Source organism: Peribacillus frigoritolerans (genome assembly GCF_001636405.1).
GTDB lineage: Bacteria > Bacillota > Bacilli > Bacillales > DSM-1321 > Peribacillus > Peribacillus frigoritolerans.
The window spans coordinates 4319796-4335135 of sequence record NZ_KV440950.1 but is presented as its reverse complement, the minus strand read 5'-3'; the positions used below and the strand labels follow the sequence as shown (position 1 = coordinate 4335135).

The following is a 15340-nucleotide window of genomic DNA, read 5'->3' as shown; positions in this document are numbered from 1 at the left end:
AATTATTGTAATGAAAACTAAATGTGTTACATGGAACGAAACGGTATAGGAGGTTATGGTTTGAAGCCAAAAATTTATATTACAAGGAAATTGCCAGAACAAATCATCGAGGGTCTTAGTCGGAATTATGATGTCAGGATGTGGGATCAAGAGGATATACCGGTCCCTAGAAAAGTCCTTGTAGAAGAAATGAAAGAAATCGAGGGGCTGCTTTGCTTATTGACGGAACAAATCGATGAGTCACTGATTGAACAGGCACCCAATCTGAAAATCATCGCGAATATGGCAGTGGGCCATAATAATATTGACGTTCAAAGTGCAACAAAACGGGGCATCATGGTAACGAACACACCGGGAGTTTTAACGGAAACGACAGCTGATTTAACCTTCGGCTTACTGCTTGCAACGGCAAGGAGGATGATGGAGGCAGAAGATTATTTAAGGAGTGGAAAGTGGGAAACATGGTCGCCGATGCAGCTGACAGGACAAGATGTACACGGTGCAACGCTGGGTATCATCGGGTTAGGCAGAATTGGGGAAGCCCTTGCAAAAAGAGCTAAGGGATTTGATATGAACTTAGTTTATTTTAATCGAAGCCGTAAATATGAACAGGAAAAAGAGTTAGGAATCGAATATCAGCCCCTTGAAAAATTGCTCCAAATCTCGGATTTCGTTTGTGTCATGCTGCCGCTCACAGCGGAAACGGCTTATATGATTGGCAAGGAGCAGCTGGAATTGATGAAAGGGACGGCTGTGCTCATTAATACCGCAAGAGGCGGAATTATCGATGAAAAAGCGTTGTACCAGGCGCTGGAAAATCGAGAGATTTGGGCGGCTGGATTGGATGTATTCGAAGAAGAGCCCGTCCCTCTGGACCACCCGCTGCTAACTTTGCCCAATGTGGTTACATTACCGCATATCGGGAGTGCTAGCATTGCCACAAGAATGAAAATGGCAACTCTTGCTGTACAAAACTTGGTGGACGGATTAACTGGTGATACTCCTCGTAATTTAGTATTGTTGAATAAATCAAAATGACGCTAAAATGGGGTTCGGATTGGTTTCGTCCCGAACAAAGAATTTAAAACAAGAATAGACTATCCTTCATGTTTTTTTACTATAACCTTATTGGATTGAAGAAATTTGCGGCACTCCTGCCGAATAACTGGCTTGCCGAGACCCCACAGACGCTTGCGTCAAGGAGGCTTGGCAGACAGTCGGCGGAAAGGGAGCGGATTTCTGAAATCACCGGCAACCTTTTTTAAATAAAAAAACTGCAGGCAAGCTCTCTTCACTTCAAGTTGATCTCGCTGAATAGAATCATGTTTAGAAAGCATCCTCATCACCTCAAGTTTTAATACTTCTATTTTAAAACAAAAATGACTCCAGGCAAAAGTGTTCTAACTAAAAGGTAAGACAAAGTTGATTGGAGCGGGTGTTCGAGACTCCTGCTTAGAAAAGTGCGTCTAGGGGAGACCCACACAGGCGAAAGCCGAGGAGGCTCCCCGACCGCCCGCCCGCGGAAAGCGAGTGCCCTACGTTCCAATCAACGTCCAAATTGTACAAGCCATAAAAATAGACAAACTCGATTTTCATCGAGTTTGTCTACAATCTGAAATGACCCAAAAAATGGGGTCATTTTTTTATGGGGAATGTAATAGTGTTTCTTTGGTTCGTAGTATTTTCAAATGATATTTCCTGAAATATGATTTGTCCTTTTTAGAAGATTTCAGAGTTTTGATACACCTGTGCTTACCTGAGTGCCGAAAGGAGAATCCCATTCAAGTGGAGCATACTTATCGTAAATTGTGCCGATCTTTTGTAAAATAAAGAAAGTCGAGTTTATTAGGAAGAACAATTAGTTGAAAGGGATAGGGTTAATAATGATTGAAATGAAGGAAACGATATCATCAGGCAACGAAATGACTAAATCCAAAAGGCTGTTGATGGCTCTTATGCTAGGGTCTTTTGCAGCGATTGGACCACTGTCACTTGATATGTATTTACCGGGTCTCCCCACACTGGCAGAGGATCTGAAAAGCAGTACGTCATTAGCGCAGCTAAGCTTGACTGCCTGCTTGTTAGGGTTGGCTTTGGGCCAAATTTATTTAGGGCCTCTAAGTGATGCAAAAGGAAGGCGTTCACCGTTAATCATATCTTTATCCATTTATTGCATTTCATCTCTGTTATGCGCTTTTGCTCCAACCATTGAATTGCTTTTATTATTACGTTTTATCCAAGGTATTGCGGGAGCGGGAGGCATTGTCATTTCAAGGGCCATAGTTCGTGACCTTTTTTCAGGAACGGATTTGACCAAGTTCTTCTCCATGTTAATGCTGGTGAATGGGGCGGCACCGATATTGGCTCCGGTTTTTGGCGGTCAACTTTTGCAGTTCACTTCTTGGCGGGGCGTTTTCATTGTCATTTCAGTATTAAGTATCATTATGGTTGCAGCTGCATTTTTTGGGATAAAGGAAACTTTATCGTCCAATCACAGGAGTGCTAGCGGGGTAAATGATACGATCAGGACTTTTGGGAACTTATTGAAGGATCGTGTGTTTATGGGCTATGCTTTTGCACAAGGATTCATAAGTGCCGCAATGTTCGCTTATATTTCCGGATCGCCTTTTGTTCTCCAGAACATTTATGGGGTTTCCCCACAGACCTTCAGCCTGATTTTTGCAATAAACGGGGTTGGGATCATCATTGCTTCACAAGTTGCGGGGAAGCTGGCAGGCAAGGTTAAAGAAGAAAGATTGCTTCAAATGGGGTTATGCCTAGCTTTGTTTGGGGGAATATTACTTCTTGCCTCAGTCCTTCTTGAAATGGGCTTGGCCGGAATCTTGGCCGCTTTATTCCTCTCCGTCTCCAGCGTCGGTATTGTCGGTACAACGAGTTTTTCTTTAGCGATGCAAAATCAGAAAAAAACAGCAGGCAGTGCCTCGGCTTTAATTGGCTTGCTTCCCTTCATATTGGGATCACTAATGGCTCCCCTGGTAGGGTTAGGTTCAGGTGAGTCGCCCTTGCCGATGGGAATTGTGATGGTAAGTTGTCATGTCATCGCCATGTGCGCTTATTTACTCCTTGCCCGTCGCGGGTTAAGGCGAGTTGCTTAAAAAGGAAAAGCTGAAATCCTGATGTGGATTTCAGCTTTTCCTTTTTGGATCATAATAATGATTCTGCTCCATCGATATAAACTTCCGTGCCCGTAACATGGGAGGACATGTCTGATGCTAGGAACAATACGAGATCACCAGCTTGTTCGGCAGTCCCCGCTTTCCTCGCCAGGGGCTGGGAGCCTTCGGGATATTCAATGGGAATCCTGATTTTTTTAAGGTTTTCTTCTTCCGGGAATGTATTATCGTCAATGCTCGTATCGATTGAACCGGGACAAATGGTATTTACCCTGATTCTATATCTTGCCAATTCGAGTGCGGCCATTTTACCGAAAGCGACTTGACCGGCTTTGGATGAACTATAAGCGGAAAAACCAAAATTCTTGAAGTATCGGTTTCCGTTGATGGAGCTGTTGATCACGATGCTGCCACCCGTTTCCTTCATGTAAGGAATGGCGTATTTGATGGTGAGAAAGGTCCCTTTGAGGTTGATGGTATGTGTCTTATCCCAATCTTCCGGCTTTATGTCTTCTATAGGGGCAATCACTCCGTTGATGCCTGCGTTTGCAAATACAAAATCAATTTTCCCAAAATGTTCATGGGCTGTTTTGTAGGCAAGTTCAACTTGCTCAGCCTTGGAAACATCCGTTTTAATGATTAAAGCCTCTCGACCAAGGTTTTCGACTTCTTCCTTCACTTTTTCGGCATTTTCGACTGTACGGTCAAAAAAGATGATGTTCGCGCCGTTTTCAGCTAGTTTCAGTGCGGCACCCCGGCCAATTCCTGATCCCCCACCGGTAATGATGGCAACTTTGTTTTTCATTAATTCTGTCATACACTTCACACGCTCCTTTTAAGTTTTCTTTCCCATTTTGGGAGTATGTAGAAACATCATGGCAGTTGTAATATAGAAAAATTATAAACGAATATTGCCTAAAAAATCCAATTTAAGCAATTGCGAGTGTTCAATTTACTTTGTTTTTCAGTGAAATGTCTGTATATTGAGGACATGATAAAGTTAGCTTGAAAGGGGATAGGATGTTGATAAGATTAGGGGTAATAGGTACAAATTGGATCACGGAACGATTTTTGGAGGCTGCAAAGCATGTAGAGGGTTTATCGTTAACCGCCGTGTATTCACGTACAGAGGAGAAAGCAAAGGAATTTGCCAATAAATACGAAGTACATACGACTTTTACGAATTTAGAAGCAATGGCCAGCAGCGATGAAATCGATGCTGTGTATATAGCAAGCCCTAACTCTCATCATTGCAGGCAAGCCGTGTTATTTTTGCAAAATAAAAAACATGTATTATGTGAAAAACCAATGGCCTCGAATGCGGAAGAAGTAAGGGAAATGATTGAGGCTGCAAAACAAAATGATGTGCTATTGATGGAAGCGATGAAATCGACCATCATGCCGAATTTCGAAAGTATAAAGGGGAATCTGGATAAAATCGGGAAGATTAGGCGTTTCTCGGGAAGCTTTTGCCAATACTCATCACGCTATGATTCATATAAACAAGGAACTGTGCTGAATGCATTCAATCCGGAATTCTCCAGTGGCTCTTTAATGGATTTAGGCATTTACGTCCTCTATCCACTTGTAGTACTGTTCGGTAAACCGAATAAGGTGCAGGCATCAGGAACGATGCTCGAATCAGGAGTTGATGGGCAAGGTACGATTATGCTTTCCTATGATGAAATGGAGGCAGTCGTCATGTTTTCCAAAATTACTGAGTCCAATTTGCCATCGGAAATTCAAGGTGAACATGGAAGCATCATCATTCAGAAAATTTCAGGACCGCAAGCGGTGGATATTCAGTATCGGGATGGAACCACTGAAAATATTTCCGTTAAACAGGATATGCCTACCATGTATTATGAAGCGAAGGAATTTGTTGATTTGATACAGCAGGGGAAAATGGAATCCGATATAAATACATATTCGAATTCACTGTTGACTATGGAAATCATGGATGAAGCAAGAAGGCAAATCGGCATCGTCTTTCCTTCAGACCGTGGATAAGGCCAATCATGAAGGGGAAAAATGGATGTTACTGATATCCCTTAATTGGGTAGAACTAGTACAGGGATAATTTTATTGTTGGGGGAATGGAAATGAAGTGCAAAATAAATCGCAATGCAGCAAAGGTCTTACAAAAGATGCTCAGCACTGAAGAAGCCGAAGGGAAAATGATTCGTGTATATATCACCCATATGCATGGCGATCATGCCCATTATGACATGAAGCTTGATACACCGGCAGAATATGATGAAATCGTCAAAACAGATAAAGATATCGATATTTTGCTTGATTCACGTGAAGAATTTCTGGATGGTGTCTGGATTAAATATTTTTATGTTCCTGAAGAAGGCTTTGAAATCACGAATCCTTCTAAAGAACCGCATGGACATCATCACCACTAATAGTAAAGGGGGAGGATTGGCATGAATCAAAAATACGAAAAGATCTTTCAACCATATATATTTCCATCAGGGGTAGAAGTGAAAAATCGTATCATGATGGCTCCTATGACCACTTATTCTTCGGATGACAAAGGCGTTGTAACCGATGATGAACTGGCCTATTACGCCGAGCGCTCGGCTGGTGCAGGTGCGGTTGTCACGGCATGTGCCTATGTATCTGCTGGGGGCAAGGGATTCCCAGGCCAACTAGGTGCAGATGACGATTCCTTTATCCCATCCTTGAGAAAACTAGCTGAAACGATTCAGTCCAACGGGTCAAAAGCGATCCTGCAAATATATCATGGAGGCCGTCAAAGTCCGCCGGAATTATTGCCTGATAACCAACCTGTTTCTGCAAGTGCCATTGCTTCCAGCGAGGAAGCACCTGTACCGCGGGAAATGAATGAAGATGAAATACAAGACGTTATTAAGGCATTTGGCGAAGCAACAAGAAGGGCCATCGAAGCAGGTTTCGATGGTGTGGAAATCCATGGTGCCAATACTTACTTGCTTCAACAATTCTTCTCGCCACACTCGAACCGCCGTACAGATAAATGGGGCGGAACATTGGGAAAACGATTGATTTTCCCGCTTACCATTGTGAATGAAGTCGAGAGAACGGTTGCCGAGCATGCAGAAAAGCCGTTTATAATTGGCTACCGCCTTTCTCCTGAAGAAGGCAGCAATCCTGGAATCACTTTAGATGATACGATCCAATTCGTTGATAGATTAGCGAATCAAAACCTGGACTATCTACATATATCAGTAGGTCACTTCTGGAATGGCTCATTCCGTGAGAGTGATAGGACAAAGTCGCGCATCGTTAAAATTTACGATAAAGTAGGTAATCGTATCCCGGTGGTCGGTGTAGGTTCACTGCATACACCCGATGAAGTTGCAGAAGCCATGGAAACGGGGGTCCCTTTTATCGCCCTTGGCCGTGAACTTCTTATGGAACCGCATTGGATTGAAAAAATCAGGTCTGGAAAAGAAGCGGAAATACGGACTACCCTCTCAAAAAAAGATCAGGATGAACTGGTCATTCCAGATCCGCTTTGGGAAAAGTTGATCGGGATAAAAGGTTGGCTCCCGGTTGTGGAATGATTGCTAACATCTTTAATATGTGTAACCCGTCCCCAAAAGGTGGACGGGTTTTTGTATGTTCATATGCTACTAAGTATCGATTATCTTTTGCTAGAAAAAGAGAGAGTGATTCAGCGGGATTCTGGATTTAATCATTCCGTGATAGTAAATACTATCTATAAGGCTTATGTTTCACGTGAACTAAAAATAATATTTGTACCAATGAATAAAATATATTATTATCAATTTAATAAGCAGGTATGAAAAGGGAGGGTTTTTAATGAAATTTCCACACGATTTTTTATTCGGAGCAGCTTCTGCTTCTTTTCAAATAGAAGGAGCATGGGATGAAGATGGTAAAGGTATGACGAATTGGGATGTTTTTTCAAAGATTCCGGGGAAAACTTTTGAAGGTACAAATGGGGATGTAGCGATAGATCATTATCATCGTTACAAAGAAGATATTAAATTAATGGCAGAGATGGGACTTGAATCATATCGCTTCTCCATTTCATGGGCCCGTATTTTGCCAACAGGTGATGGGGAAGTCAATGATAAAGGCTTGGAATTTTATAATAATGTGATTAATGAATGCTTAAAATATGGGATTGTCCCATTTGTTACGCTGTATCATTGGGATTTGCCTTTGACGCTTGAACAAGATGGGGGATGGACGAATAAGCGAACAGCTGAAGCATTCGTCAAGTATGCGGAGATTTGTTTTCGCGCATTCGGCGACCGAGTCAAACATTGGATCACGTTTAATGAAACGGTTATGTTTTGCGGTTTAGGGTATTTAAAAGGAGCGCACCCGCCTGGAATCCAAAACGATGAAAATAAATACTTTCAAGCGACACATTATGTTTTTTATGCACATGCCAAAACGGTAGAGGTATACAAGGCGCTGAATCATTACGGTGAAATTGGGATTACCCATGTATTCCTGCCAGCTTATAGTATTGATGACAAACATGAAAATGTATTAGCTGCTCGGCATGCCAATGAATATGAAACCTTTTGGTATTATGATCCAATTTTAAAAGGTGAATATCCAGCTTATGTGGTTGAGCAATTAAAGGAGAGAGGCTGGACACCAAGTTGGACAGAAGAAGAACTGGATATGCTAAAAAGGAATGCGGAGAAAAATGATTTTATTGGACTCAATTATTACCAGCCCATTCGGGTGGAAAAAAACCTGGAAGCCGTTTCAAACATGGAGCACTCAAGAGAAACATCTACTCTGGCTCCAGGGAACCCGTCTTTTGATGGCTTTTATCGGACCGTGAAAATGGAAGATAAAACCTATACAAAATGGGGCTGGGAAATCTCACCTCAAGGATTTTTAGATGGGCTGCATATGTTAAAAGAACGTTACGGCGATATTAAAATGTATGTTACAGAAAACGGACTTGGGGATGAGGATCCGATTATCGATGGTGAAGTAGTGGATGTTCCGCGCATTAAGTATATTGAGGAACACTTAAAAGTGATTAAACGTGCAATCAAAGAAGGCATCCATTTAAAAGGGTATTACGCATGGTCTGTCATTGACCTTTTAAGTTGGTTAAACGGGTATAAGAAGCAATACGGATTTATTTACGTGGATCATCATGATCAGTTAAAACGGAAAAAGAAGCTGTCGTTTCATTGGTATAAGCATATTATCGAGACGAGAGGAGAAGAGCTGTAAACTGAAAGTGTATATTAGGGCAGAGCATGTTTTGAGCAATCTTTCTCACAACATGCTTTTTCCATTGTTCACTGATCAAGTTTTTTCCGGTATGGGGAATTAGACCAAAGTTCAAACCTCCTGATTCGTAGTCTGAATCTCCGGCTTCAAATTAACTAGACTGGAAAAATGGTCCCGGATTGTAATGATGATGTAAAAATATTCAAAAAGTTGTAAACAAATGTTAACATTTCTAACAATGTACAGTTTTACGTTTTACTGTATAATGTTGAAGCGTGGTCGAGTCCATGTCAAATAACCTTACAAAAGGAGATTATATATGACGATTATTTCTTAGTTTTGAAAAGTCCCCCGCTTGGTTTGTCCCGTTGAAAAATGCCTACAATAATTAGATTAATTTCAAACAAGTAACTCCCTCTAAAAAGAATGTCATTTTCATGATGATGCTAGATTCCAATCTTAAAAAACGACTAAGGATGTGAGTTTGAAAAAGATGATAAAAGATTCTAGATTTCAAGGATATAACATGAAGGGTTTTCAAAAAGACGTGACGGCAGGGTTGGTCGTAGGGGTTGTAGCCATTCCTTTAGGGCTGGCTTTTGCAATTGCTTCAGGCGTCGAACCGATTTACGGGTTATATACGACCATCATCGCAGGAATCCTCATATCGATTTTGGGTGGCTCCAAATATCAAATTGGCGGGCCGACCGGCGCGTTCGTTCCTTTATTATTTGGAATCGTTATGCAATATGGATATGAAAGCCTGCTTATTGCCGGGTTTTTAGCGGGGATAATGTTAGTCCTGATGGGTCTGCTTAAGTTAGGCAATTTGATGAAGTTCATTCCCCGTCCTGTCATCATTGGATTTACAACAGGAATTGCGATAATAATCTTTTCAGGGCAAATTGCCAACTTCTTTGGTATGAAAGTGGAAAAACATGAAGCGTTCATGGATAACATGAAGGAACTGGTGATTAAAGCAGACACGATCAATCTATACAGTGTGATCGTTGCGATCATATGCTTTGTCGTCATACTGCTGGCACCTAGGTTTGTGCCACGAGTGCCAGGACCGCTTCTGGGTCTGCTGATATCAACAATTGCAGCTTACTTTTTATTTCCCGATAAGGTGGCAACGATTGGTTCTACTTATGGAGCGATTCCGAAAGGTTTTCCGGAATTCCAAGTGCCGGAGCTTTCAGTGGAAGTCATTATCACACTCCTTCCCGTTGCTTTTACAATTGCCTTGTTAGGCGGTGTCGAGTCATTGTTATCCGCTACCGTGGCGGATAACATGGGGGGTACCAAGCATGATAGTAACAAAGAGTTGGTTGGGCAAGGAATCGCGAACATCGCGACGCCATTCTTTGGCGGGATACCTGCAACAGGAGCAATCGCCAGGACCGCTACCAATATAAAAAGCGGGGCAGCCTCCCCGATGTCAGGAGTCATTCACGGAATTGTCGTTTTACTGGTTTTGCTGGTGCTTTCCCCATTTGCAGCGCATATACCTTTGGCTAGCATGGCACCCATATTGATGTTTGTTGCCTGGAATATGAGTGAAAGAAAGGAATTCGCTCATGTATTGAAAACGAAGACGGCGGATTCTGCGGTTTTGCTAGTCACCTTCCTCATCACTGTCTTCACTGATTTAATCATGGGAGTGGGAATCGGCTTATTGATTGCATTCATCACCTTCATTGCAAAAATGAGCCACACGTTAAAGGTTAGGGAAAGAAGTCATGAGATTAGCGAGATTGTTCCAATTGATAATTCGGATTCGAAGATCAATGTGTATAACTTGGAAGGACCTCTTTTCTTTGGTTCGATAGACGTCCTGGAGTCATCGATATTGGAGAACTTGGATAATAAGACGAAAGTGTTGGTATTAAGCATGCGCCGGGTAACATATATGGACACTTCAGCAGAGGCAGCACTATTGGCGATCGTTAATCGCATCGGAGAATATAAGGGGAAATTGATCATTTCCGGAATTCAGCAGCAACCAAAGGAATTGTTACTCAGCACTGGGTTGTATCATAAAATAGAAAAACAGCACTTTTTTAAATCGAAGGAAGATGCCCTGTATTTTGCCAAGAAGCAGCTGAAGGGCAATTCGGATAAAGTAGTCTAATAGTTTCATCTTGAAGTCACCTTTTCGGATAGATATGTTATAGTATCGTTAACAGTAGATTTTTTAAAGAAGGTGACTATCTGGGTGAATGTATATCGGATTGGCCAGCTTGCTGAACTTGCGAATGTTTCGAGAAGAACCATTGACTATTACACACAATTAGGAATGCTGAACTATGAAAAAACGGGGTCAAGATATCGGTATTACACAGAAGATGCTTTAAATCGTCTTCAAATGATTAATCGGTATAAAGAACAGAATATGCCTTTGACTGAAATCAAGGAACGGTTACAAGTATTGTCTGAAACCACTGTTGATTCTGAGCAGGTGCTCTTGATGGTGGACAAGCTATCTACAGACCTTAGAGGACTGGAGAATGAATTGCTGGAATTAAAGCCTTTATTGGAACAGCTCGATGAACAGCAATTAACATATGCTGCACAGCAGCTTTCCGTTCGGGGCAGCTCTTTATTGAGTATCCTTGCCATGCTTGCCTAAGATTTTTGCCGAGTTCAACAAAAAAAGACCTGATTGGGTCTTTTTTTGTTGAACGGGGTATTTGAAAACCATGATTTAAAATAACAATTCAAACTCCTAAGGATAACCGGAGCTTTATATACGATGGTATTCCTTTATTTTGGCTGAACTGACAATATAGATCTTTTTTCGATAAAGATGAAGGATATAAGGGAATGGAAAAAGAAGAACTTACATATCTACTACTATATAAAGAGGTGAGTGGGAATGATTGGATCAATAGTTACGACGGTAAAAGGACATCTTCAAGGTACTATGGAAAACGATATATACGTTTGGCGTGGAGTCAGGTATGCGAAAGCGCCGATTGATGGACTGCGTTTCCGTTCTCCGGAGCCAGTTGATAATTGGAGCGGTGTCATGGATGCAGTGGATTTTGGTCCCGTTCCCCCGCAGCCGTTGGATCGTGCGGTAAGAACAGGGATGAGCACAAATGAAAAAATGGATGAGGATTGCTTGTTCCTGAATATTTGGTCGCCTAGAGCTGATGATAAAAAACGGCCGGTCATGGTGTGGATTCCTGGGGGAGCATATATAACGGGAGCTGGATCCCTTGATATGTACAATGGACACTTACTGGCTAAAAATGGAGATATAGTCGTGGTAAGCATCAACTATAGGCTGGGGGCACTGGGATATCTGGATTTTACCGAGTTGGCAGGTGAAGAGGAAATATTTGAAAACAATTTAGGTTTACGTGATCAAGTTGCGTCTTTGAAATGGGTTAAAGAAAATATAGAAGCTTTTGGCGGCGACCCTGATAATGTTACGATATTTGGTGAATCCGCTGGCGGTAATGCGGTGACTACTTTACTTACTGTACCTTCAGCAAGGGGGCTTTTTAAGCAGGCCATTGCAGAAAGTCCTGCTCCGACATCTGTTTACGGAAAAGGATTTGCGCGCCAATTGAGTGAAAGGTTCCTTGAGATATTGGGCATTGGAAATGGTGAAATCCACCGGTTAAAAACCCTTCCGGTTCAAGAGATTGTCGCTGCCTCCCACCAACTTTTACAGGAAAATTCACAGGGAATGCCGGGCTCCCTAGCATTTGGACCAGTCGTAGATGGTGACTTCCTGCCCGATTATCCACTAGATTCGATTCGATCCGGAAGAGCAGGGGGAATACCCTTGCTTATAGGAACAAATAGGGACGAAGCGACATTATTCGATCAGATGGCCCCCCCGCTAATCCCAACTAATATGGCGATGATTCATAAAATGTTCGAAAATACTGATCCGAAGGCGAAAGAGCGAATTACGAACGCTTATACAAACTATCCAGAAAAGGAAGCTGTACTAGTCATTGGCCGTGACGCGACTTTCCATATTCCCTCGGTTTGGTATGCGGAGGCATACAGCCGCTTTGAAAAAACATGGATGTATCGTTTTGATTATAAAACGGCGGCCATGCGCATAAGTAAATTAGGGGCGACGCATGGTATGGAAATCCCTTTTGCTTTCCAGACTTTCGATTCGGCATTCGGGAAACGGATTGTTTCATATGGTTCAAGGTCAGCTGCCCTAAAGGTTTCCCATAGAATGCAGGGCCATTGGGTCAACTTTGCGAAATATGGAAACCCCAACCCCCCGGAAGGTGAAATTTGGCCGAAATATGATGAAACCAACCACTACACAATGATTTTTGATAAAAAGGATTATATTGAAAAAGATCCTGACAGAATGATAAGGTTGGCATGGGAAGGGGTAGGGATTTACAAGTGAAAAAAAGTGGATTGGAAGGAAGCGGGGAGAACATGGATATCATAATTTCATGTCAACGAAAGAGTATGCGAAAACGATGGATCAGGAAGGCCCATTAGTTTCTTACAGAGAGGAGTTCTATTTAAACCCCGGGATGATTTATATGGATGGCAACTCATTGGGACTTTTATCGAAGCGGGCTTAGAAAAGTTTAATGGAGTAATTGTAAGATTGGAAAAAGTATGGGATCAATGGCTGGACGGAGGGCGCTGAGCCCTGGTTTTACTTTTCTGAGAGATTGGGTGAATTGAGTGCCCCGTTGGTAGGAGCTTTAGAGGATGAAGTGATAATGGGAGGGTCGACTACGGCTAATCTGCATCAGCTTGCAGCCACTTTTTTTAAAACCGAGAGCTGGCAGGAATAAGATTTTGGCGGATGAACTAACCTTTCCAAGTGATATCTATGCACTTCAAAGCCAGCTGCGATTACATGGGCATGACCCCTCGGCACACTTGGTTCAGGTGAAAAGCCGAGATGAACGAGGAAATAGCGTTGATTGTACTTCCGACGGTTTTATATCGAAGCGGTCAGATCCTTGATATGGAAAGGTTAACGAAGGAAGCGCATGCGCGTGGAATCATGATCGGATTCGATGCCTGTCATTCTGTGGGTGCCATCCCGCATAAGCATTTGAGGCGGACCAGGATGTGTAGTGGGGTTATATGTGAATCGGAAGCATTTCGCAAGGAAGCCTGGGTTGACTGGATGGTTTGGCTCGCGGAAAGATAAGCAGTTCGCTATGGAACATACCTTTACCCAGGCCAATTCGGCAGGTGCCTTTCAAATTGGAACTCCCCATTTATTAAGCATGGCTCCCCTTTTAGGCTCGCTTGAAATGTTTGCGGAAGCGGGGTTAGAACAAGTTCGGAAGAAATCCTTGAGGCTGACTCAATATCTTATGGATTTAATACAATCGGAATAAACGGGATATGGATTTGGAATTGAGAGCCCAAGGCATGAATCAAAAATGGGCGGTCATATCATCCTTGAACATCCAGAAGCTGCGAGAATATGTAAAGCATTGAAACAAGAGGCCATCAATCCCGATTATCGTGAACCGAATTGTCGCTCTTTATACCTCTTTTCAGGAAGTCTACGAAACTGTACAGGTACTAAACAAGGTCACGGACGGCAGATTATATGAAAACTATGAAAATAAAAGGGGAATCATTGCCTAGAATGGGAGCAACATATGGAGAAAAATAAGCTTCAACGTGAATTATCATCGAATCAAATCACTATGATAGCCATGGGGTGTGCAATTGGCACCGGGTTATTTTTGGGCAGCGGCCTTGCGATTTCCACGGCTGGTCCAAGTGTACTTATCAGCTATGCAATAGGTGCATTCATTGTCCTTCTGCTGATGGGATGTTTGGCGGAAATGACTGTAGCCCATCCAACATCGGGATCCTTTGGAACCATTGCGGAAAAATATATAAGTCCATTTGCGGGTTTTGTTGTGAGGTATTCCTATTGGATAGCGAATGTTCTTGCCATTGGTGTCGAAGTGAGTGCCATCGCTGTTTATATGAAATATTGGTTTCCGGCTGTGCCTGGGAGCATTTGGATTGTCCTTTTTGCTGCACTGCTAATCTATGTAAATGCGACGAGTGTCAATACATTCGGCAATTTTGAGTATGTATTTTCAATGATCAAGATAAGCGCCATTGTCATATTCATTCTACTGGGGGCCTATGTGGTGATTGGCGCCGAGCCTTCAAGCGGGATCGGTGTAGAGAACTATGCCAGTGATGGAGGTTTTATGCCTTTCGGATTTTGGGGGCTTTGGGTCGCTATATTCATTTCGCTTTTCAGCTTTTTAGGAACTGAGCTGATTGCGGTGACGGCGGGGGAAGCAAAGGATCCGGATATAGCCGTACCTAAAGCTTTGAAGGCAACTGTCTTCAGGCTTGCCACTTTTTATGTACTGACTATCGGGATCATGTTAATGATTGTTCCCTGGCAAGCTGCCGGTATTGATAAGAGCCCATTTGTCAAGGTAATGGAAATCCTGAATGTTCCCGGGGCATCTGGGATAATGAATTTCATTATTTTAACCGCGGCTTTATCTGCAATGAATAGTCAATTATATGCCTCCACCAGAATGATATTTTCATTATCCGAGCAACATCAGGCTCCAGCCCTATTTCAAAAAGTGAGCAGGAAAGGTGTCCCGCTAAGGGCCCTTCTCATATCCACTTTAGGAATATTTCTTGCTGCAGGAGTAAAAGTCCTGCTTCCGGATACTTCATATGCATTCATGATGGGGATATCGATGTTCGGAGCCATTCTAACCTGGTTCATGGTGTTCATTTCCCATTTATATTTCAGGAAGAGGTGGGAGAAATCAGGGGGCCGCAAATTACCGGTTAAAATGTATGGATTTCCATATCTAACGATTCTGGGTGCATTTCTTTTGTTTGCTTTGACGGTATCCACCTGGTTCACTGGCCCATTTAAAATCGTGCTCCAGTTCGGGGTTCCATGGCTGATCTTTCTTTGCATCGTTTATTTATTGATGTCGAAATTCAAAAGAAAGTAAAGGGAAAGA

At 42.5% G+C, this 15340-nt stretch carries 11 protein-coding genes and 1 pseudogene; 11 read left to right on the top strand and 1 reads right to left on the bottom strand.

Features of this window, described 5'->3' with window-relative positions:
* Window positions 1-60 precede the first annotated feature (60 nt).
* Together A6755_RS20445 and A6755_RS20440 are read left to right on the top strand one after the other, a co-directional pair.
* Complete coding sequence (locus A6755_RS20445; RefSeq protein WP_063591789.1) at window positions 61-1038, top strand: 2-hydroxyacid dehydrogenase; 978 nt, start codon at window positions 61-63, stop codon at window positions 1036-1038.
* Between the two features lie 845 nt (window positions 1039-1883).
* Window positions 1884-3116, top strand: coding sequence for a multidrug effflux MFS transporter (locus tag A6755_RS20440; RefSeq protein ID WP_377307419.1), 1233 nt, complete (start codon window positions 1884-1886; stop codon window positions 3114-3116).
* A 49-nt stretch (window positions 3117-3165) separates the two neighbouring features.
* Here the strand turns inward: A6755_RS20440 and A6755_RS20435 are convergent, their stop codons facing one another.
* Window positions 3166-3951: an SDR family oxidoreductase gene (locus tag A6755_RS20435; protein WP_063591788.1), complete on the bottom strand. Its 786-nt coding sequence runs from the start codon at window positions 3949-3951 to the stop codon at window positions 3166-3168.
* A 206-nt stretch (window positions 3952-4157) separates the two neighbouring features.
* Here A6755_RS20435 and A6755_RS20430 point away from each other — a divergent pair, with 206 nt between their 5' ends.
* The 9 genes and pseudogenes from A6755_RS20430 to A6755_RS20385 all read left to right on the top strand — a co-directional run bounded on the left by A6755_RS20430 (window position 4158) and on the right by A6755_RS20385 (window position 15331).
* Complete coding sequence (locus A6755_RS20430; protein WP_063592633.1) at window positions 4158-5144, top strand: Gfo/Idh/MocA family protein; 987 nt, start codon at window positions 4158-4160, stop codon at window positions 5142-5144.
* Between the two features lie 92 nt (window positions 5145-5236).
* Window positions 5237-5545, top strand: a complete 309-nt coding sequence (locus A6755_RS20425) for an iron-sulfur cluster assembly accessory protein (RefSeq protein WP_063591787.1) — start codon at window positions 5237-5239, stop codon at window positions 5543-5545.
* Window positions 5546-5566: 21 nt separating this feature from the next.
* Window positions 5567-6688, top strand: coding sequence for an NADH-dependent flavin oxidoreductase (locus A6755_RS20420; RefSeq protein ID WP_063591786.1), 1122 nt, complete (start codon window positions 5567-5569; stop codon window positions 6686-6688).
* Window positions 6689-6947: 259 nt separating this feature from the next.
* Complete coding sequence (locus A6755_RS20410; RefSeq protein WP_063591784.1) at window positions 6948-8357, top strand: GH1 family beta-glucosidase; 1410 nt, start codon at window positions 6948-6950, stop codon at window positions 8355-8357.
* A 493-nt stretch (window positions 8358-8850) separates the two neighbouring features.
* Window positions 8851-10491, top strand: coding sequence for a SulP family inorganic anion transporter (locus A6755_RS20405; protein ID WP_063592632.1), 1641 nt, complete (start codon window positions 8851-8853; stop codon window positions 10489-10491).
* A gap of 84 nt (window positions 10492-10575) precedes the next feature.
* Window positions 10576-10989, top strand: a complete 414-nt coding sequence (locus A6755_RS20400) for a MerR family transcriptional regulator (protein ID WP_052137486.1) — start codon at window positions 10576-10578, stop codon at window positions 10987-10989.
* A gap of 246 nt (window positions 10990-11235) precedes the next feature.
* Window positions 11236-12750 (top strand): carboxylesterase/lipase family protein, encoded by a 1515-nt coding sequence (locus A6755_RS20395; protein WP_063591783.1) that lies wholly within the window; start codon window positions 11236-11238, stop codon window positions 12748-12750.
* A gap of 49 nt (window positions 12751-12799) precedes the next feature.
* A pseudogene (gene kynU, locus A6755_RS20390) lies at window positions 12800-13967 on the top strand (kynureninase).
* A 14-nt stretch (window positions 13968-13981) separates the two neighbouring features.
* Window positions 13982-15331, top strand: coding sequence for an amino acid permease (locus A6755_RS20385; RefSeq protein WP_034314336.1), 1350 nt, complete (start codon window positions 13982-13984; stop codon window positions 15329-15331).
* The last annotated feature ends 9 nt before the right edge of the window (window positions 15332-15340 follow it).